Below are 19569 nucleotides of genomic sequence, written 5' to 3' on the forward strand. Positions count from 1 at the left end.
GAAGAACCATCGGGGGAATTGTTGGTGTTCGACAAAAGTCTAGGGTTGCGCCGCGGCGCCGGTCAGGCGCCCCAGAATCAGCGCGATACGCAGCGTAAACGCGGATCGCACATCGGACGGCGACCAGCCGGTGACGTCCGTCACACGTCGGAGCCGATAGCGCACGGTGTTGGGATGGACGAACAGCATCCGGGCGGCGCCCTCCAGACTGCTCGCCTGCTCCAGATAGACGCTCAGCGTCTCCAGGAGCGCCGACCCCGCCTCCTCCAGCGGTCTGTAGATCTCCTCCACCAGCTGCTCCCGCGCGACCGGGTCGGAGGCCATAGCGCGCTCCGGCAGCAGATCGTCGGCGAGCACCGGCCGGGGGGCGTCCGGCCAGGCCGCGCAGGCCCGCAGGCCGGCGGCCGCGGCCTGGGCCGAGCGGGTCGCGGCGAGCAGGTCGGAGACGACCGGGCCGGCCACCACGGGCCCGGCGGCGAACGGCCCGATCAGCGCCTTGGCGGCCTTGAGCGGATTGTCCGAACCGCCCGCGATCACCACCAGCCGGCTGCCCAGGACGCCGGTCAGCACCTGGAGTTTGGCGTGCCGGGCGGCCCGCCGGATCGCCTCCACGGTCAGCTCGCTGTCGCCGTCCGGGGCGGTGCCCAGCACCACGCACACATGCTCCGGCGCGTTCCAGCCCAGGGCCGCCGCCCGGGAGACCGCGCCCTCGTCGGCCTCCCCGGACAGCACCGCGTTGACCACCAGGGACTCCAGGCGGGCGTCCCAGGCCCCGCGCGCCTCGGCGGCCTGCGCGTAGACCTGGGCGGTGGCGAAGGCGATCTCCCGGGCGTAGACCAGCAGCGCCTCGCGCAGCACGGACTCGTCGCCCGGTGCCGCGACGTCGTCGATCGCGGCCTCCATGACCTCGATCGTGGTGCGGACCATCTCGACGGTCTGCCGCAGGGTGATCGCCCGGGTCAGCTCGCGCGGCGCCGTCCCGAACACGTCGGTGCTGATCGCCTGCGGCGTCTCGGGATGGCGGAACCACTCGGTGAACGCGGCGATGCCGGCCTGTGCGACCAGGCCGATCCAGGAACGGTTCTCCGGAGGCATCGCGCGGTACCACGGCAGCGTGGCGTCCATACGGGAGATCGCGGCGGCCGCCAGTTTGCCGGAGGAGTTCTCCAGCCGCCGGAGGGTCGCGGAGTGCGGGTGCGCGTCGCGCGATGCGGGTTCAGACACGGGACCAAGCCTGCCCTATCGGGATGAGCGGGTGGAGCGGTGGGGCTACGGTGGCCCGATGATCGAGGTGCGCAGGGGCGAGGAACGCTATCGGGGCGGGGACACGGACGCCGGGATCGTGTCGCTGCACGCGTTCTCCTTCGGGCCCCACTTCGACCCGGACAACCTGCGTTTCGGCGCGCTGGTCGCCTGCAACGAGGAGCGCCTGGCGCCCGGCGCCGGCTTCGACGAGCATCCGCACCGGGACACCGAGATCGTCACCTGGGTCGTCGAGGGCGAGCTGACCCACCGCGATTCGACGGGCCATGCCACGACCGTACGCCCCGGCGACCTGGCGCGGCTGAGCTCCGCCGGCGGCGTCCGGCACGTCGAGCGCAACGACGGCCCGGTGCCGCTGCGCTTCGTCCAGATGTGGCTGACGCCCCGCGACCCGGGCGGCGAACCGGAGTACGAGGTGGTGCGGGAGGTCGCCGACGGTGCGCCCCAGGCGCTGCCGCGGGCCGGCGCCACGCTGCGGGTGTGCCGCCTCGGGGCGGGCGGGCGCACCGCCGTCCCGGATGCCGCCCGGGTCTACGTCCATGTCGTACGGGGCGAGGTGCGGCTCGGGGACACGCTGCTGGCGGCCGGGGACGCGGCGCGGATCACCGGCGCGCGGGGGCTCGAGCTGCGGGCGGCGGCGGAAGCGGAGTGCCTGGTGTGGGAGATGGGGCCGGAGCCGGTGTACGGATGAGCCGTGCACCGGCACCGGGAGCCCGGCCGGCCGGAGCGCCTCAGCCCTTCCCGGCCAGCTCGGCCAGGACCGCGTCCGTCAGCTGCGGCCACGCCTCGATCGCCCACGGGCCGAAGTCCCGGTCGGTGAGCGCGACACAGGCCGCGCCGGCCGCCGGGTCCACCCACAGGAACGTGCCGGACTGGCCGAAGTGCCCGAACGTGCGCGGCGAGGAGGCGGCGCCCGTCCAGTGCGGCGCCTTGCCGTCGCGGATCTCGAAGCCAAGCCCCCAGTCGTTGGGCTTCTGGTGGCCGTAGCCGGGCAGCACGCCGGTCAGGCCCGGGAAGACCACCTGCGTCGCCGCGGCGAGGGTCTGCGGCGCCAGCAGCCGCGGCGCCTGCAGCTCGGCGGCGAAGCGGATCAGGTCCGCGACCGTGGAGACGCCGTCCTTGGCCGGTGAGCCGGCCAGCTCCGTCGACGTCATCCCCAGCGGGGCCAGCACCGCCTCGTGCAGGTACTGCGGGAAGGGGATCTCGGTGGCCTTGGCGAGGTGGTCGCCGAGCGCCTCGAAACCGGCGTTGGAGTAGATCCGGCGGGTGCCCGGGGCAGCCACCTGGCGCGCCTCGTCGAACGCCAGCCCCGAGGTGTGGGCGAGCAGATGACGGACCGTGGAGCCCTCCGGGCCGGCCGGCTCGTCCAGCTCGACGGCGCCCTCCTCGACGGCGAGCAGCGCGGCGTAGGCGGTCAGCGGCTTGGTGACGGACGCCAGCGGGAAGCGGTGGTCCAGCGGGCCGTGCGTGCCGGCCACCGAGCCGTCGGCGCGTACGACGGCGGCCGCCGCGGTGGGCACCGGCCAGTTCTCGATCATCCCCAGGCTCTGCATGGCCCCGAGCCTACGGGGTGCCCCCGTGCCTTCAAATTCAGGTCAAGAACGATCGCGGCCGGTGCTTGCTTGGAGTGCACTCCAAGTCTCTAGCGTTGGGGAGGTCGTAAGGCGCCCCGGTGGAACCTCCGGCGGTGCGACGACATCCGGGGCGATGCGCACCGGGGACGAGTAGGGGGAAGACGCGGCATGACGGTGACGCAGAGTGAACCGGTGACCGGCGGCACGGCCCTGGCCGGACTGCCGGAGCCGGTGTGTCCGAACCGGCGCCCGCTGCCGGCGGCGGCCCGGGACTGCGGGAAGACCTATGGCGGCTATCCGCGCCCGGCCGGCCAGGACCGCTACACCATCGGCGAGGTGGCCGAGCACACCGGACTCAGCGCCCACACCCTGCGCTGGTACGAGCGGATCGGCCTGATGCCGCACGTGGACCGGACGCACACCGGGCAGCGCCGCTTCACCAACCGCGACCTGGACTGGCTCGGCCTGGTCTCCAAGCTCCGGCTGACCGGTATGCCGGTCGCCGACATGGTCCGGTACGCGGAGCTGGTGCGGGAGGGCGAGAGCACCTTCGCCGCGCGCGAGGCGCTGCTCACCCGGCACCGCGCGGACGTACGGCAGCGGATCGCCGAGCTGGAGAGCACGCTCGACGTCCTCGACTACAAGATCGGTATCTACGCCGACGCCCGACGGGCGTCCGAGAGGTTCTGAGTTCCCATGGCGAACGACACGAAGATCGGCACCGTCCAGCTGGGCACCGGCGGCCCGCAGGTCGGCGTCCAGGGCCTGGGCTGCATGGGCATGAGCTGGGCCTACGGCCCCACTGAGGACGCCGGCGAGGCGCGGGCCACCCTGGAGCGCGCCCTGGAGCTGGGCATCACGCTCTACGACACCGCCGACGTCTATGGCGACGGGGAGAACGAGCAGTTCATCGCCCCCTTCGTCCGGGCGCACCGTGACGAGATCGTGCTGGCCACCAAGTTCGCGCTGGCCGTGGACCCGAAGGACCCCGCCCGGCGCGTCATCCGCAACGACCGCCCCTACATCCGCCAGGCCGTCGAGGCCAGCCTCCGGCGCCTCGGTGTCGAGCAGATCGACCTCTACTACATGCACCGCCGTGATGTGGAGGTCCCCATCGAGGAGACCGTCGGCGCGATGGCCGAACTGGTCGCCGAGGGCAAGGTGAAGTACCTGGGCCTGAGCGAGGTGACCGGCAGCGAGCTGCGGGCCGCCCAGGCCGTGCACCCGATCGCCGCCGTCCAGTCCGAGTGGTCGCTGTTCAGCCGCGACATCGAAGAGGGCGTGGTCCCGGCCGCCGCCGACCTCGGCGTCGCCCTGGTCCCGTACTCGCCGCTCGGCCGAGGCTTCCTCACGGGCGCCTTCGTCCACGCCGACCAGGAGCTGGCCGCCGACGACTTCCGCCGCCGGCAGCCCCGCTTCACCGGCGACAACGCGGCCGCCAACGCCGCCCTGCTGGAGCCGGTCCGCACCGTCGCCGAGGCGCACGGTGCCACGCTCGGACAGATCGCGCTGGCCTGGGTGCAGCAGCAGGCCGCCGAGCACGGACTGGCGGTCGTCCCGATCCCCGGCACCCGCCGGCGCGCCCGGGTCGAGGAGAACGCCGCCGCGACCCGGATCCGGCTGAGCGCCGAGGAGCTGGCGCTTCTGGAGTCGATCGCGGGCAAGGTGGCCGGCGACCGCTACGCCGACATGCGGTTCACCTCGGCCGGGCGGGAGTAGCCGACGGTCGGCGGTGCGCCCCGGCAGGCGTCGTCCGCCCGCCGCGCCGCCCCGGCGCCCGCTACGCGTACCCCAGCGCGAACGTCGCGAAGGCCGCCGCCAGCACCGCTGCCAGCGCCCGGCGGGCCCGCCCGGCCCCCGTCCACGGCGCCTCGAAGCGGCGGGTGACGGAACCGACGAGGACGAGCAGCACGGCGAAGACCGGCATCCAGGCCAGCCGCGCCGCGATCCAGCCGAGGCTGTCCGGCACAGTGGTCAGACCCGGTACGGCGCCCGCGTACGAGGCCGGGACGGCCGCCGCGAACAGCGCCGTCTGGTGCCAGCACAGGATCGTCATCGCACACAGGTTGACCACCACCACCGGCGCCCACAGGGCCGGCCGCCGCAGCAGCCCGGCCAGCCGGTCCCGGAGCAGCACCGCTGCCCCCGACTGGGCCGCGGCCAGCGCCAGGACCAGCAGCGACGGCGGATGGGAGTTGGTGCGGTCCTGACCGGGGACGCCCACCATGCTCGCGGGGTAGTGGAAGAACAGCAGCAGCGCGGCGAACAGCGCGGCGCCGCCCAGCAGCAGGGCCCCGGCGGCGCGCCGGCCGAGCCGCCGCTCGCCCCAGCAGACGCCGAGCTGGTAGGCGAACAGCCAGCCGGGCAGCAGATTGAGCAGGCTCAGCCAGGACGGCATCGTCGCGGCGAACGGCCCGTAGCGCAGGAAGTCCACGGCGGCGACCGACACCAGCAGCGGCGCCGCGCTCCAGACACCCCACCGGCGCGCGACGGCGGCGCAGTACGGGGTGAGCGCGGTGACCACGGCGTAGATGCCGACGAACCACAGTGGCTGGATGACCAGCGTCGCCCCGGTGCGCAGCGTCGCGATGGGCACCCCCAGGCCGTGCAGCAGCGGGACCAGCGTGGCCCAGACGGCGGTCACGCCCAGCACGGGGCGGCCCAGCCGGGCGATCCGGCCGCCCAGCCACCGGGTGGTGGAGCCGCCGAGCGCGGTGGTCCGGCGCAGCGACAGCACCGCGGCGTGGCCGCCCACCAGGAAGAAGATGCCGAGCATCTGCAGCACCCAGCTCGCCGGGGCGAGGAAGCCGAGCGCGGTCAGCGGGCTGGCGTTGTGCAGGGTGCCGTCGGCGTCCCGGGCGAAGCCGCCGAGCAGCCAGTGCCCGGTGGGGACGGCGAGCAGCGCGAGGGCGCGCAGGCCGTCGAGGGCCCGGTCGCGGTGGGCCGGGGTGCGGGCGTCGAGGGCGCGCACGGCGGCACCGGTCCTGGTGTGGAGCGTGCGCAGGGCGCGGAGCGGGGCGGGGACGCCGAACCGTCCGGTGGGGACGGGGAGTTCGGCGGTGGCGGGGAGTTCGGCGGGGGCGGGGCGTTCGGCGGGCGGCCCTTGTGTGGTGGCCGTGGGTCTCACGTGGGCCGGGTGGCTCTCGGTGGTCATGTGGCGTCCTTGGGCGAGGAGGTCCGGGAGAGGAGACCCGGGCGAGGAGACCCGGGGCAGGAGGGGCGGCGGGCGGGGGCGCGCGCGACGGCAGGCCACGGCACGACAGGGCTAGCGCACGTCCGCGTAGCGCCCCAGCGTGATCGCGGCGAAGTTGTGGAGGGAGTCGGTGCCGGGGGCGAGATAGCCGGTGTGGCCCTGGGCCCGCTCGGCGGGGACCCGGCGGGCTCCGAACGCCGGGTCGGTGGGGTCCGTACCGTGCCCCAGGCCGAGCAGTTCGACATGCGGGACGTTGCCGATCCAGTCCGAGGCGTCCCGCGCCGCCCAGACCCGGGCGGTGGTGTGCAGCTCCGCGGCGCTGTCCCGGCGCATCCCGGGCGAGCCGAAGACGACCAGGTCGCCGATCCGGCCGCGGCCGGCGTGCGGGACGGCCAGGCCGCAGACCACCGAGCCGTAGCTGTGGCACAGCACGGCCGGGGCGGGGACGCCGGTGGCGGCCAGACCGGCCAGGAAGCGGGTCAGCCGGGGCGCGCCGGCCTCGGCGAGCCGGCCGGTCGCGGCGTCCGGGCCGAGGCCGACCGGTGTGGTGTACCCGACCCAGGCGATCACCGCGGTGCGGACGCCGGGTGCCTCGGCGGACATCTGCCGGCGCAGCGAGGTGGCCATCCCGGTCGGCGTGCCGTACGGGTCGGTGGTGCGGTCGAAGGTGGCCAGGTCGATGTCCGAACCCGGCACGATCACCGCGGTCCGCTGCGCGGTCGCCAAGTCGCCGTGGACCTCGGCCACTTGACCGCGGCCGCGCGGGTCGAAGGCGAGGATCCGGCGGCCGGGTGCGAGCAGTGCGGCGTAGCGCGCGGCCGCCTTCCTGGCCTGCTGGTGGTCCTGGAGGGTGCCGGCCGGGTCGGTGGCGAGGGCCAGTTCGCGGTCCCGTTCCGCGCGCAGGGCACGGGCGTTGGCGGCGTACCGCAGGGCGATCGGCGCCCCGTCGAGGTTGCCGACGGTGAGCGGGTGCCGGGCGGCGAGCGCCTGCCGCCGGTCCTCGGTCAGACCGGCGAAGAACCGGGCGACCTCGGCGGGGGAGGCGTTCGCCGGGTCCGGCAGGCGGACCCCGAGCGAGTGGTCGGCGCGCCAGGCGGCGGCGCCGGGAGCCGGGCCGGTGACCGCGGTCTGCGCGGAACCGGCCGCCCAGCCGCCGGTCCCCGCGACGACGCTCAGCGCGAGGACGGCGGCGACGAGCGTCCGCTTGCTGCGCCGGACGGCGTTCCGCAGCACGGTCATGGTGGTCTCTCCCTCTTCCAGCGGTGTGGCGGAGGGAAAGGTAGGAAGCCGCCGGGTGGCGCGGCGTCACACCGCGGAGCCAACTCCCGGGTGATACCGGGGTAGGGGGTGCCGGGCGGCGCTCGTCCCCCGGGAGGAGGAGTCGGGGGCTGTCCTCACAGGGTGGGTGGGGCTACCCCGAAGACCCGGTGGGGACAACCCGAAACGGCGGTCTCACCGCCCCCCGGGGACGGCGGCCTCGGGCTGTCCCGCGACGGCGGTCTCACCGCTCCCCGGGCGAGACCAGCCCCGACTCGTACGCGAAGATCACGGCCTGGGCGCGGTCGCGCAGCTCCAACTTGGCCAGCACGCGGCCGATATGGGTCTTCACGGTCTGCTCGGCGAGGATCAGCCGTTCGGCGATCTCCTGATTGGACAGGCCGCGGGCGATCAGCTCCAGGACCTCCGTCTCGCGCGGGGTGAGGCCGTTGAGCCGGAGCGCGGTGCCGTCCGAGCGGGGTGCCGGCCGCTGGCGGGCGAAGTCCGCGATCAGCCGGCGTGTCACCGACGGCGCGAGCAGTGCCTCCCCGGCCGCCACCACCCGGACCGCGGAGATCAGGTCGGCCGGCGGCGCGTCCTTGAGCAGGAATCCGGACGCGCCGGCGCGCAGCGCCTCGTAGACGTAGTCGTCGACGTCGAAGGTGGTCAGCATCAGCACCTTCGGGCGGTGGGTGACCCCGATCAGCGGGTGGAGGAGCCGGCGGGCCGCCTCCAGCCCGTCCATCTCGGGCATCCGGACGTCCATCAGCACCACGTCCGGATGCACCCGGCGGCTCAGCTCCACGCCCTGCGCCCCGTCCGCCGCGTCGCCCACCACGTCGATGTCGCTCTGCGCGGCGAGCAGCGCGGCGAATCCCGCCCGCACCATGGCCTGGTCGTCGACGATGATCACGCGGGTCGTCATGGGGTGTCGGAGTCCTTCGCTGAGAGGGGGGCGGACGGGGGGCGCGGTGCGGCGAGGGGGAGTTGCGCGGCGACCCGGAAGCCGCCGTCGGGCAGCGGCCCGGTGTCCAGCGTGCCATCCACCAGGCGCACCCGCTCCCGCATCCCCACCAGGCCGTGCCCGGTGCCGCTGGTCTCCAGCGGCGCGGACAGCGGCGGGGCGGGCGGTTCGTTGACCACCAGCACCGTCAGCCGCGAGCGGTCGCCGGTCACCGTCACCGACACCCGGGTCCGGGCGCCCGGGGCGTGCCGCACCACATTGGCCAGCGCCTCTTGGACGATGCGGTACGCCGACAGGTCCACCGCCGGTTCCGGCGCCACCGGCTCCTCCGGCAGCACCAACTCGACCGGCACACCGGCCCGTACGGTCGCCTCGACCAGCTTCGGCAGCTGGCCGACGCCCGGCTGCGGAGCCTTCTCCGGGGCGCCCTCCCGCTCGGTCTCCTCGCTGCGCAGCACCCCGAGCAGGCGGCGCATCTCCGCCAGCGACTCCCGGGCGCTCGCCGCGATCGCCGCGAACTCCTCCTGGGCCTCCTGGGGTATCCCACCGATGCGGTACGGCGCGCTGTCGGCCTGGACCGTGATCACCGACATGTGGTGGGCGACGACGTCGTGCAGCTCGCGGGCGATGCGGGTGCGCTCCTCCAGCAGCGTGCGCCGGGCCCGCTCGGCCTCGCTGATGGTCTCCTGCTCCAGCAACTTCCGCTGGGCGTCGCGCCGTTCCCGCAGGGCGGCGCCGAGCAGCAGCACCACACCGGAGAGCACGAACATCAGCACCCAGGTGCTCTGCACGTGCGGGGGCGCGACCGCCTCGCCGAGTATCCCGGCCGCCCCGGTGGTGAGCCAGATCGCGATCAGTGTCCTGCGGCGCTCGCGCGCCGACAGCGCCACCATCAGCGCGAGATAGCCGACGATCACCGTGGGCGGCCACGGCCACGCGTGGCCCACTACACCGTCGGTGCCGGTCAGCGCCACGGCGCAGACGACGGCCGCGGCGAACATCACCCACCACGCCTGCAGCGGCCGGGTCACCGCCAGCAGCAGCGGCACGCTCTGCGCGGTGGCCAGCGCACCGGCCAGGCCGCCGGCCATGCCGTAGTCGCCGTGGAGGACGTTGATCCCCGACGGCAGCAGCGACACCGCGAAGGCGAACGCCACCGCGTACGGCAGGGCCCGCACCCAGCGGCGCCGGGCACTGCCGAACAGCGGGGTGCCCGGCCGGGTCGGGGTGCCCAGCTCGGTGGCGAGCACGCGCAGCGCCGGCCGCGCGGTCCGCAGCACCCGGCGGGTGACGCGCAGCGCGGTGGCGCGGGCCGGTGGGCGTCCGTCGCCGCCGGCCGGCTCGTCTTCTGGGGTGAGAGATCGTTTGGACATCGCGGGATCAATGTAAGCGGATCCCGCCCACCCCGACGTCATACCGTGGTGCGGCCTTCCTTCCCGTACCACGGTATGACGCCGGGGCCGGCCGACCACGGCCCCGGCCCCCGGCCCCCGGCCCCTACAGTTCCGCCAGCAACTCCGCCTTCTTCGCGGTGAATTCGGCGTCCGTCAGCAGCCCCGCGCCGTGCAGCTCGCCGAGGTGCCGGATCCGGTCGGCGATGTCGGCGGGGTCCCGGCCGGTGCTCCCGGGGCGCCGCGCCACGGGCCGCTCCGCGCCGTCCGGCACCGGCTCGGCCGCCCGCACGGCCTGGAGCACGGAGGCCGCGAACGGCAGCGACTCGTGCACCGGCCCGTAGCCGAGGTCGAAGACCACCGCGGTCGGGTCCTGGTCCGCCGCGCCCGTGCGGACCTCGGGGGCGTCGCGTTCCAGCAGTCGCAGATAGCCGTTGAGGACCTCCGGCGAGCGCCACTCCACGCCGGCCAGCTCCCCGACGGCGAACGTCTGGTCGCCGCTCTTCCACTTCGCCGACGACGCGCCCGTCCAGAACCAGCGGAAGGCCACCGACCGGCCGTCGAAGGACGCCTTGCCGTCGTACGCCTTGAAGTGCAGCGGGGGTTCCGGCGCGGCCACCAGGTGCCGCTCGGCGGGCTCCCGGGCGGCGGGGCCCAGCGCGGCCCGCAGCTGGTCGGCGTAGTACGCGGCCGGCGCCTCGCGCTCGGCCGGCAGCACCAGCCGGTACGGGTCGGCGTCCTCCTTGAGCTGCCCGTCCGCCGCCTCCATCAGGGGGTCGGCGCCCTGCCGTGGCACGGCGTGCAGCACCACCGTGCCGCGCCTGCCCGTGGAGACCTCGACGGATCTCAGCGCCTCGTACGGAATGCGTCGCTCGCCGAGCGCCTGGAACAGCTTCGGCCTGCGGATCCCCCGTTCGAAGCGGATGAGTACGGAGTCCGAGTCGAACTCCCAGACGGCGTGAAAACCGGCCAGCACATCACCCATGCGGCTCATCGTATGCGGGTGGTCGCCCGCCCGTCCCCCTTCCGGACACCAGCGCTGCGCGTGTCAAAAAGGGCGCCCGGTCACCCGGCGGCCGCCCTTGTCCTGTTCACGCCGATCGGCGTGGCCGCGGTTCCCGCGGGTACGGCCCGTCCCCGGGCGCCGGGCCGTACCCGCGGCCGCCGGCAGTGCGCGCCCGGCCGTCAGGCCAGGTCCGCGCTGCAGTGGGGGGCGGTGGCGGCGCAGTCCACCGAACCCAGGTCGCCCACGCCGACCAGCGCGAAGTTGCGCAGGCTCTGGGTGCCGGGGGCGAAGTAGCCGGCGTGGCCGGCCGCGCCCTCGGCGGACAGGACCCGGGCGCCGAAGGACGGATCGACCGGGTCGGCACCGTGGCCGAGCCCGCCGACCTCCAGGTACGGCACGTCCTGGATCCAGTCGTCGGCGTCCCGCATGGCCCAGACCCGGGCGTGCGTGCCCAGGCCCGCCAGGCTCCCGGCGCGCATACCGGGACTGCCGGCCACCGCGATGTCGGTGACGTTCCCGGGGAGGCTGCGGGCCGCGAGGCCGCACACCACGGAGCCGTAGCTGTGGCAGAACAGCGAGACGGAGTCGGTGGCCGGCAGCGCGTCCACCAGGGCGCGCAGCCGGACCGCGCCGGCCTCGGCGAGTTGCCCGGTGGCCGCCTCGACGCCCAGTCCACCCGGCGTGGTGTAGTCGGCCCAGGCGATCACGGCTGTACGGGCGCCGGGGCGGGCGGTCCGCTCGGCGCCGTAGAGGGACTTCGCCATGCCCACGGGGGCGGCGGTCGCCTTGGCGGTGCGCTCGAAGGTCGAGAGGTTGGTGTCCACGCCCGGCACCACCACGGAGACCCGGTCGGCGGTGGTGAGGTCGCCGAAGACCTCCGCGGCCCGGCCGTCGCCCGCCGGGTCGAACGCCAGGATCTGGCGGCCGGGGCTCATCAGCGATTCCATGCGGTGCATCAGCCGGCTCGCCTCCTGGCGGCCGACGGGCGTGAGCCGGTGGTCGCCCATGCGGCGCTCTTCCACCTTGCGGGCGGCGTCGATGGCCGTCCGGTTGGCGCGGTAGCGGAGGTCGACGGGGGCGCCGCCCATGTTGCCGACGACCAGCGGGTAGCGGTCGGCCAGCTGCTGGCGCTCGGCCCGGTCGAGGGAGGTGAAGAACGCCCGGAGGGTGCCCGGCGCGGCGTCCGGCGCGGGCAGCGACCGCCCGTGGAACGTGGCGTGCCGCCAGGCGTCTCTTGCCGTGGCCAGCGGGTTCGCGTCCTCCTTGGTGTTTCTGATCGCCGTCCACCCCGTCAGGGCGAGCATCACGAACACCACCAGCAGGGCGAGCGCGGCACGCCAGGCGGTGGACTGCAGGAAACCGAAGGAGGGACCGAGGCCCGGGAAAGAAGTCACCGCGGGCCACCCTAGGAGACGCGACAGGGTGCCCGTGGACCCTCGTGAGGCATCTCACGTTTTGTGGAGGGTATTTGGGCTAAATCGGGCAGAACGTATTGACGCTCCGTGCTCGTCCGTGCGGATCCGGTCTCGTTGAGAGGTGAACCGATCACCCACCGGACGAGGGCAGTTACCGCTGGTCACGGGCGTGTTCGTGCCCGCAGGTGCGAGGGTTCCGGTCCGCCCGTCGGTCCATCTCGATCGCCGGCCCGATGTGATCCAGGTACGACTCCGTCAACTCGCGGATCGCCTCCACGCTGCAGTCCTGCCCCTCGCCCCACACCTTCCCGGCCACCCGCAGCACCCCGCTGAACGCCGCCACCAGGACCCGAGGCCGCGGATCGGCGTCCACGTCCAGCCCCTCGCGCCGGGCGATCAACTGCGCGATCTGCTCCTCCAGTTCGGTGGACCGCCGCAGATGCGCGGCGACCAGCGCCGGGGTCGACTCGATCATCTGGAACGTGCGCATGTGGAGATCCACCGGGATCACCGACGCGAGGGCGCTGCCGATCTCGTCCCAGGCCGCCATCACGGCGCGGCGCAGGGCGGTCAGCGGCGGCTCTGCCGCCGGCCGGGCGCGCAGCTCCTCCAGGAACCGCGCCTCCACCATGTCCTGGACGGCGAAGGCCACTTCCTGCTTGTTGGCGAAGTACCGGAAGAACGTCCGCTGGGAGACGTCCACGGCCTCGGCGATCTCGTCGACCGTCGTCGTCTCGTAGCCGTGCTCGGTGAAGAGCTCCAGTGCCGCCCGGATGAGGGCGTCGCGGGTGCGCTGCTTCTTGCGTTCGCGCAGCCCGCCGGTGGGAGCCGTCTGCGGCGTCAAGCCCGCCATCCTGCGCCGCCTTTCCCTGGTTCTCGCTGCTCAGGATACCTGTGAGCTAAATGACAGTTACCGACTCATGAATTGTTTTGTCAACTGTCAGTGGCTGACATTAGCCTCGAATCATGAGCTCTCAGACCCCGGTCGCCGACGTCGCACCGGAACTTCCCGTACCGGAGCCTCGCAAGGGGCTGCGGGGCCATCCGTGGCTAACTCTCTTCTCCGTCGCCATCGGCGTGATGATGGTGGCGCTCGACGGCACGATCGTCGCCATCGCCAACCCGGCCATCAAGGACGATCTGGGCGCGTCCCTCGCGGACGTGCAGTGGATCACCAACGGCTACATGCTCGCCCTGGCCGTCTCGCTGATCACGGCCGGCAAGCTCGGTGACCGCTTCGGCCACCGCCAGACGTTCCTCATCGGCATCCTCGGCTTCGCCGCCGCCTCCGCCGCCATCGGCTTCTCCAGCCAGGTCGCGCTGGTCATCTTCTTCCGCGTGCTGCAGGGCCTGTTCGGCGCGCTGCTGATGCCCGCCGCGCTCGGCCTGCTGCGCGCCACCTTCCCCGCCGAGAAGCTGAACATGGCCATCGGCATCTGGGGCATGGTCATCGGCGCCTCCACCGCCGGCGGCCCGATAGTCGGCGGACTGCTGGTCGAGCACGTCAGCTGGCAGTCCGTGTTCTTCATCAACGTGCCGGTCGGCGTGCTGGCCCTCGCCCTCGGCCTGGTGATCCTCAAGGACCACCGTGCGCAGAACGCCCCCCGCTCCTTCGACATCCCCGGTATCGCGCTGCTGTCCGGCGCGATGTTCTGCCTCATCTGGCCGCTGATCAAGGCGTCGGAGTGGGGCTGGGGCTCCATGACGACCTGGGGCTTCCTGATCGGCGCGGTCGTCCTCTTCGGGCTCTTCGCCGTCCTGGAGACCAAGGTGCGCGAGCCGCTCATCCCGCTGCGGATGTTCCGCTCGGTGCCGCTGACCGCCGGCACGGTCCTGATGGTACTGATGGCCTTCGCCTTCATGGGCGGCCTGTTCTTCGTGACGTTCTACCTCCAGAACGTCCACGGCATGTCCCCCGTCGACAGCGGACTGCACCTGCTCCCGCTGACCGGCATGATGATCGTCGGTTCGCCGCTGGCCGGCGCGCTGATCACCAAGTTCGGCCCGCGCATCCCGCTGGTCGGCGGCATGGTCGTCACCGCCGTCGCGATGTACGGCATGTCCGGGCTGGACGCCGGCAGCACCACCGGCCCGATGTCCGTCTGGTTCGCCCTGCTCGGCCTGGGCCTCGCGCCCGTCATGGTCGGCGCCACCGAGGTCATCGTGGGCAACGCCCCGCTGGAGCTCTCCGGTGTCGCCGGCGGTCTCCAGCAGGCCGCGATGCAGGTCGGCGGCAGCCTCGGCACCGCCGTGCTCGGCGCGGTGATGGCCTCCCGCGTCGACAAGGACCTCCCGGGCAACTGGCAGGGCGCCGGCCTGCCTCCGCTGCAGCCCGCACAGCTGTCCCAGGCGTCCGACGCCGTCTCGGCGGGCATCGCGCCGGTGCCGAAGGGAACTCCGCCGGAGTTCGCCCAGAAGATCACCACCGTCGCCCACGACACCTTCGTCTCCGGCATGGGTCTGGCCTTCTCGGTCGCCTGCGGAGTGGCGGTGCTCGCCGCCGTCGTCGCGCTCTTCACCAAGCGCGGGGCGAACGCCGAGGCGGGCGCCGGCGTCGGCCACATCTGACCGCCGCCGCACGGCAGTTCCGCGGCATCCACCGGCCCGTCCCAGCGGCGCGCGACCGGCCGAACCACCCCCTCGGCCGGTCGCGCGCCGTCGCGCGTACGGGCCCGGCTCCGTTCCCGCGACGGGGGCGCGAGACCGGGCCCCGCAGCCGTCCGCAGCCGTCCGCAGCCGTTCGCGGCCGTCAACCCCCGCTCCGCCGCACCCCGCACCGGCAACCGCCGTACCCCAAGCGGCAGTTGGCCTCTCCTTTCGGCACGCTATCCCTCATCCGGGTAACGCCGACCGGGAACCGGACCGCAGGCTGTCGTCCTCCTGGACGGGAGGCCGGCCCAACTCCCCTTCCCCGCACGCGAAGAACGGTTTCCGCAAATCGCCCGCCGTCGCGCCCGGCACGTCAACTCCGCGTACCCGCCACCCACTCACGACCTGCGGATCCGTCCCCATCCCCGATCCGGGTGGAGGAGCCGCCGGGGGCTTGGCGGAGGCACTCGCTCCGCCGCACGCTCGAACCCGAACCCGCCGCGGGCACCCACCCGCCGCGGACACGACCGCCGAGGCCCGCGCCCGCCGCGCGGCCCGCCACGGCACGACACGGGGGAGAGACTCCTATGCGTATCCGCACCAACCACCCGACCCGCACCTGCCGCACCTCCCGGGCTTTCCGAGGGGCCGCACTGGCCACCGGACTCGCCGCCCTGGCCACGGCGTTGGTCACACCGTCCGCCCTCGGCGCCCCGGCCGCCCGCGCGGCCACCGGAGGCCGCGCCCCGGCCGCCTCCGGCGACTGCTCGGCCGGCCAGCTGTGCCTCTGGCCGCGGACGGACTTCGGCGGCCGCCGGCAGACCTACGAACTGTCCGGCACCGACCTGGAGAGCTGTGTGACCCTCCCCAAGGGAATGACCGCCGCCTCGCTCGCCAACCGCACCGGCCGCCCGGTCACCACCTACCAGAGCGCCGTCTGCGCCGAGACCGGCGAGTTCGACACCTACCCGGGCGGCGGCAGCTGGGTGCCCCGTTCCCCGTATCAGGTAAGGGCGTTCAAGCTGTGGGAGCACTGAGCGGACGGCCCGCGGTGGACGCACCGCGCCCCCCGACCGGCGGGCTTCGCCGGTCGGGGGGCGCGGGGGAGACGGTGCGGCGGACGGCCGCGGAGAGGTCAGGCGTCGCCGCCGGCCTCACCCGCGTCGGCGGCCGTCACGTCCAGGAGCTGGTAGCGGTCGATGGCCTGCTTGAGCAGCGAGCGGTCGACCTTGCCCTCCTTGGCCAGCTCGGTGAGGACGGCGAGCACGATCGACTGGGCGTCGATGTGGAAGAAGCGGCGGGCGGCGCCGCGGGTGTCCGCGAAGCCGAAGCCGTCGGCGCCCAGCGACTGGTAGGTGCCCGGCACCCAGCGCGCGATCTGGTCCGGGACGGACCGCATCCAGTCCGAGACCGCGACCTTCGGGCCCTCGGCACCCTGGAGCTTCCGCGTCACGTACGGGACGCGCTGCTCCTCCTCCGGGTGGAGCAGGTTGTGCTCCTCGGTCTCCACGGCCTCGCGGCGCAGCTCGTTCCAGGAGGTCGCCGACCAGACGTCGGCCTTGACGTTCCACTCGTCCGCGAGGATCCGCTGGGCCTCGACGGCCCACGGCACCGCGACGCCCGAGGCGAGGATCTGGGCCCGGTGCTCGCCCTTCTCGCCGGGCGTGATCCGGTGCAGACCCTTGAGGATGCCCTCGACGTCGACGTCCGCCGGCTCCGCGGGGTGCACGATCGGCTCGTTGTAGACGGTCAGGTAGTAGAAGACGTCCTCGCCCGGCTTGCCGTCGGCGGTCTCGCCGTACATCCGCCGCAGACCGTCCTTGACGATGTGCGCGATCTCGTAGCCGTAGGCCGGGTCGTAGGCGACACAGGCCGGGTTGGTCGAGGCCAGCAGCTGGGAGTGGCCATCGGCGTGCTGCAGGCCCTCACCGGTCAGGGTGGTACGGCCGGCGGTCGCGCCGAGCACGAAGCCGCGCGAGAGCTGGTCGGCCATCTGCCAGAACTGGTCGCCGGTCCGCTGGAAGCCGAACATCGAGTAGAAGACATAGACCGGGATCAGCGGCTCGCCGTGGGTGGCGTACGCCGAGCCCGCCGCGATCAGCGACGCGGTGCAGCCGGCCTCGGTGATGCCGTCGTGCAGCATCTGGCCGGTCGGCGACTCCTTGTACGCCAGCAGCAGCTCGCGGTCCACCGACTCGTAGCTCTGCCCCAGCGGGTTGTAGATCTTCGCCGACGGGAAGAACGCGTCCATGCCGAAGGTGCGGTACTCGTCCGGGGCGATCGGCACGAAGCGCTTGCCGATCTCCTTGTCCCGCATCAGGTCCTTCAGGATGCGGACGAACGCCATGGTCGTGGCGATCTTCTGCTGGCCGGAGCCCTTCTTGGCGGTGGCGTACGCCTTGTCGCCCGGCAGTGCGAGCGGCTTGGCACGCACGACACGCGTCGGCACATAGCCGCCCAGACCCTGGCGGCGGTCGTGCATGTACTGGATCTCCTCGGACTTGCGGCCCGGGTGGTAGTACGGCGGGAGGCCGTCCTCCAGGTCCTTGTCCGGGATGGGCAGGTGCAGCCGGTCGCGGAAGCGCTTGAGGTCCTCGACCGTCAGCTTCTTCATCTGGTGCGTGGCGTTGCGGCCCTCGAAGTTGGGGCCGAGCGTCCAGCCCTTGACCGTCTGGGCCAGGATCACGGTCGGCTGGCCCTTGTGGGCCTTGGCCGCCGCGTACGCCGCGAAGATCTTCCGGTGGTCGTGGCCGCCGCGACCCAGGTGCAGGATCTGGTCGTCGGTCATGTTCTCGACCATCGCGCGCAGTCGGTGGTCGTCACCGAAGAAGTGCTCGCGGATGTACGCGCCGGTCTCGGTGGCGTAGGTCTGGAACTGCCCGTCGGGGGTGGTGTTGAGCTTGTTGACCAGGATGCCGTCGCGGTCCTGCGCCAGCAGCGGGTCCCAGCTGCGGTCCCACACCAGCTTGATGACGTTCCAGCCGGCGCCGCGGAACTGCGACTCCAGCTCCTGCATGATCTTGCCGTTGCCGCGGACCGGGCCGTCCAGGCGCTGGAGGTTGCAGTTCACGACGAAGGTCAGGTTGTCCAGGCCCTCGCGCGCGGCGATGGACAGCTGGCCGAGCGACTCCGGTTCGTCCATCTCGCCGTCGCCGAGGAACGCCCAGACATGCGACTTGGAGGTGTCGGCGATGCCGCGGGCCTCCATGTAGCGGTTCATCCGCGCCTGGTAGATCGCGCCGAGCGGGCCGAGGCCCATCGAGACGGTCGGGAACTCCCAGAAGTCCGGCATCAGCCGCGGGTGCGGGTAGCTGGAGAGGCCCTCGGGGGCCTTGGACTTCTCCTGGCGGAAGGCGTCCAGCTGGCCCTCGGAGAGCCGGTCCAGGAGGTACGCGCGGGCGTAGATGCCGGGGGAGGCGTGGCCCTGGAAGAAGACCTGGTCGCCGCCGTCGCCCTCGTCCTTGCCGCGGAAGAAGTGGTTGAAGCCCACGTCGTACAGCGAGGCGGAGGAGGCGAAGGTGGCGATGTGGCCGCCGACGCCGATGCCCGGGCGCTGGGCGCGGGAGACCATGACGGCGGCGTTCCACCGGGTCGCGTTGAGGACCTTGCGCTCGATCTCCTCGTTGCCGGGGAAGAACGGCTCGTCCTTGGTCGCGATGGTGTTGACGTAGTCCGTGCTGCGCATCTCGGGCACGGCCACACGCCGTTCGCGGGCGCGCTCGATCAGGCGGAGCATGAGGTAGCGGGCACGTTCCCGGCCTCGCTCGTCGACGGCCGCGTCGAGCGAGTCGAGCCATTCCTGGGTCTCTTCGGGATCGAAGTCCGGGACCTGGCTGGGAAGGCCGCCAATGATGATCGGGTTTCGATCGGATCCGGAAGCCACGCTGTTCCTTCGTGTTCGGTTCGTGTCGTGCTCTGCCTGCTGCTGCCGCCGTGCACGGGGACGAATGCTGTCTGTGCCTTGTGTCGCGCCGTCTTCCATCGTGTACCGAGCCACCGGGATACGTCACCTCTACCGATGGGTAACCACCCGCTGAGAGAGGGCGCGGAAAGGGCCGATTCCTGTGGTCGGCCAAATCGCAACCATACGCCCATCTCGAAAGGGGCCCGTGTGCGGCCGGGCCTTGCCCGGCGGTACGGGCGGGACGCTCCGATACCCTGCGCGGGGGCCATTCCTTCCCGGGTACCCCATATACCCGGCACAATGCTGTGGTGGGTATCACTTCATGGTGTCCTGGTGGGGGCCGGGCCGCAGTGGCAGGCCCGTCGATCGTCACCGTTTCGGCGGTCTCGATCGCCGGGTACTTGCGCGATCCGCCCGTCACGTGTGGACTACGCCCAATGCTCCGCGCACGCGCGGAGTCCCCGAGTACTTTCCGAAACATGACAGGAGGCAATCCGTGAGCGCGACCGCGGACCACGCGGAGGAGCGGACCAACCCTGCGACCAAGCTGGGGTTCGAGCCCGGACAGGTGGTCCAGGAGATCGGCTACGACGACGACGTCGAGCAGGAGCTCCGCGAAGGCATCGAGGCCATCATCGGCCAGGAACTCGAGGACGAGGACTACGACGACGTCGCCGATGTCGTCGTCCTGTGGTTCCGAGACGACGACGGTGATCTCACGGACGCGCTGGTGGACGCCATCGGTCTGATCGACGAAGGCGGCCAGATCTGGCTGCTGACGCCCAAGACGGGCCGCGACGGCTACATCGAGCCGAGCGACATCAACGAGGCCGCACAGACCGCGGGTCTGTCCCAGACCCGGAGCATCAACGCAGGCAAGGACTGGACCGGCAGCCGGCTGATCTCGCCCAAGCGCTGACCGGCCGCGCCACCTCACGTCCTCGCCGAGCCCCTCCCGGATCCGCTCCGGGAGGGGCTCGGCGCAGTTGAGGCGCGGGCGCGTAGGGTGGTCG

At 73.0% G+C, this 19569-nt stretch carries 16 protein-coding genes; 6 read left to right on the top strand and 10 right to left on the bottom strand.

What is annotated here, in order from left to right:
• Nucleotides 1-39 precede the first annotated feature (39 nt).
• The gene (locus B073_RS0119000) at nucleotides 40-1224 is read right to left on the bottom strand and encodes a PucR family transcriptional regulator (protein WP_018539670.1); all 1185 of its coding nucleotides are present in this window, start codon (nucleotides 1222-1224) and stop codon (nucleotides 40-42) included.
• A 58-nt stretch (nucleotides 1225-1282) separates the two neighbouring features.
• Here B073_RS0119000 and B073_RS0119005 point away from each other — a divergent pair, with 58 nt between their 5' ends.
• Complete coding sequence (locus B073_RS0119005) at nucleotides 1283-1954, top strand: pirin family protein (protein ID WP_199788169.1); 672 nt, start codon at nucleotides 1283-1285, stop codon at nucleotides 1952-1954.
• A 40-nt stretch (nucleotides 1955-1994) separates the two neighbouring features.
• Here the strand turns inward: B073_RS0119005 and B073_RS0119010 are convergent, their stop codons facing one another.
• Complete coding sequence (locus B073_RS0119010; protein WP_026247522.1) at nucleotides 1995-2816, bottom strand: serine hydrolase domain-containing protein; 822 nt, start codon at nucleotides 2814-2816, stop codon at nucleotides 1995-1997.
• 189 nt (nucleotides 2817-3005) lie between these two features.
• On the opposite strand from B073_RS0119010, the gene B073_RS0119015 reads away from it, so the two are divergent.
• Together B073_RS0119015 and B073_RS0119020 are read left to right on the top strand one after the other, a co-directional pair.
• Nucleotides 3006-3527, top strand: a complete 522-nt coding sequence (locus tag B073_RS0119015; protein ID WP_018539673.1) for a MerR family transcriptional regulator — start codon at nucleotides 3006-3008, stop codon at nucleotides 3525-3527.
• 6 nt (nucleotides 3528-3533) lie between these two features.
• Nucleotides 3534-4556, top strand: coding sequence for an aldo/keto reductase (locus tag B073_RS0119020; protein WP_018539674.1), 1023 nt, complete (start codon nucleotides 3534-3536; stop codon nucleotides 4554-4556).
• A 61-nt stretch (nucleotides 4557-4617) separates the two neighbouring features.
• On the opposite strand, the gene B073_RS0119025 is transcribed toward B073_RS0119020, so the two are convergent.
• The 7 genes from B073_RS0119025 to B073_RS0119055 all read right to left on the bottom strand — a co-directional run bounded on the left by B073_RS0119025 (nucleotide 4618) and on the right by B073_RS0119055 (nucleotide 12916).
• Nucleotides 4618-5991 (bottom strand): acyltransferase family protein, encoded by a 1374-nt coding sequence (locus B073_RS0119025; RefSeq protein WP_018539675.1) that lies wholly within the window; start codon nucleotides 5989-5991, stop codon nucleotides 4618-4620.
• Between the two features lie 111 nt (nucleotides 5992-6102).
• On the bottom strand, nucleotides 6103-7269 hold the full coding sequence (locus tag B073_RS0119030) for an alpha/beta hydrolase (RefSeq protein WP_018539676.1): 1167 nt from the start codon (nucleotides 7267-7269) through the stop codon (nucleotides 6103-6105).
• Nucleotides 7270-7531: 262 nt separating this feature from the next.
• The gene (locus B073_RS0119035) at nucleotides 7532-8212 is read right to left on the bottom strand and encodes a response regulator (RefSeq protein WP_018539677.1); all 681 of its coding nucleotides are present in this window, start codon (nucleotides 8210-8212) and stop codon (nucleotides 7532-7534) included.
• Nucleotides 8209-9624 (bottom strand): sensor histidine kinase, encoded by a 1416-nt coding sequence (locus B073_RS0119040; protein WP_018539678.1) that lies wholly within the window; start codon nucleotides 9622-9624, stop codon nucleotides 8209-8211. Before B073_RS0119040 ends, B073_RS0119035 begins: the two co-directional genes overlap by 4 nt.
• Nucleotides 9625-9748: 124 nt before the next feature.
• Complete coding sequence (locus tag B073_RS0119045) at nucleotides 9749-10627, bottom strand: DUF4429 domain-containing protein (protein ID WP_018539679.1); 879 nt, start codon at nucleotides 10625-10627, stop codon at nucleotides 9749-9751.
• 200 nt (nucleotides 10628-10827) lie between these two features.
• Nucleotides 10828-12042 (bottom strand): alpha/beta hydrolase, encoded by a 1215-nt coding sequence (locus tag B073_RS0119050; RefSeq protein ID WP_018539680.1) that lies wholly within the window; start codon nucleotides 12040-12042, stop codon nucleotides 10828-10830.
• A 172-nt stretch (nucleotides 12043-12214) separates the two neighbouring features.
• Nucleotides 12215-12916, bottom strand: a complete 702-nt coding sequence (locus B073_RS0119055) for a TetR family transcriptional regulator (RefSeq protein ID WP_018539681.1) — start codon at nucleotides 12914-12916, stop codon at nucleotides 12215-12217.
• Between the two features lie 113 nt (nucleotides 12917-13029).
• Between B073_RS0119055 and B073_RS0119060 the strand changes: the two genes are divergently transcribed.
• Entirely contained in the window at nucleotides 13030-14631 is a 1602-nt protein-coding gene (locus tag B073_RS0119060) for an MFS transporter (protein ID WP_018539682.1), read from the top strand.
• Nucleotides 14632-15239: 608 nt separating this feature from the next.
• On the top strand, nucleotides 15240-15689 hold the full coding sequence (locus tag B073_RS0119065) for a peptidase inhibitor family I36 protein (protein ID WP_018539683.1): 450 nt from the start codon (nucleotides 15240-15242) through the stop codon (nucleotides 15687-15689).
• A 98-nt stretch (nucleotides 15690-15787) separates the two neighbouring features.
• Here the strand turns inward: B073_RS0119065 and aceE are convergent, their stop codons facing one another.
• The gene (gene aceE / locus B073_RS0119070) at nucleotides 15788-18535 is read right to left on the bottom strand and encodes a pyruvate dehydrogenase (acetyl-transferring), homodimeric type (protein ID WP_018539684.1); all 2748 of its coding nucleotides are present in this window, start codon (nucleotides 18533-18535) and stop codon (nucleotides 15788-15790) included.
• 517 nt (nucleotides 18536-19052) lie between these two features.
• Here aceE and B073_RS0119075 point away from each other — a divergent pair.
• Nucleotides 19053-19475, top strand: a complete 423-nt coding sequence (locus B073_RS0119075; RefSeq protein WP_018539685.1) for a DUF3052 domain-containing protein — start codon at nucleotides 19053-19055, stop codon at nucleotides 19473-19475.
• The last annotated feature ends 94 nt before the right edge of the window (nucleotides 19476-19569 follow it).

The sequence above is a fragment of the Streptomyces sp. MspMP-M5 genome (genome assembly GCF_000373585.1).
In the GTDB taxonomy this organism is placed as follows: Bacteria; Actinomycetota; Actinomycetes; order Streptomycetales; family Streptomycetaceae; genus Streptomyces.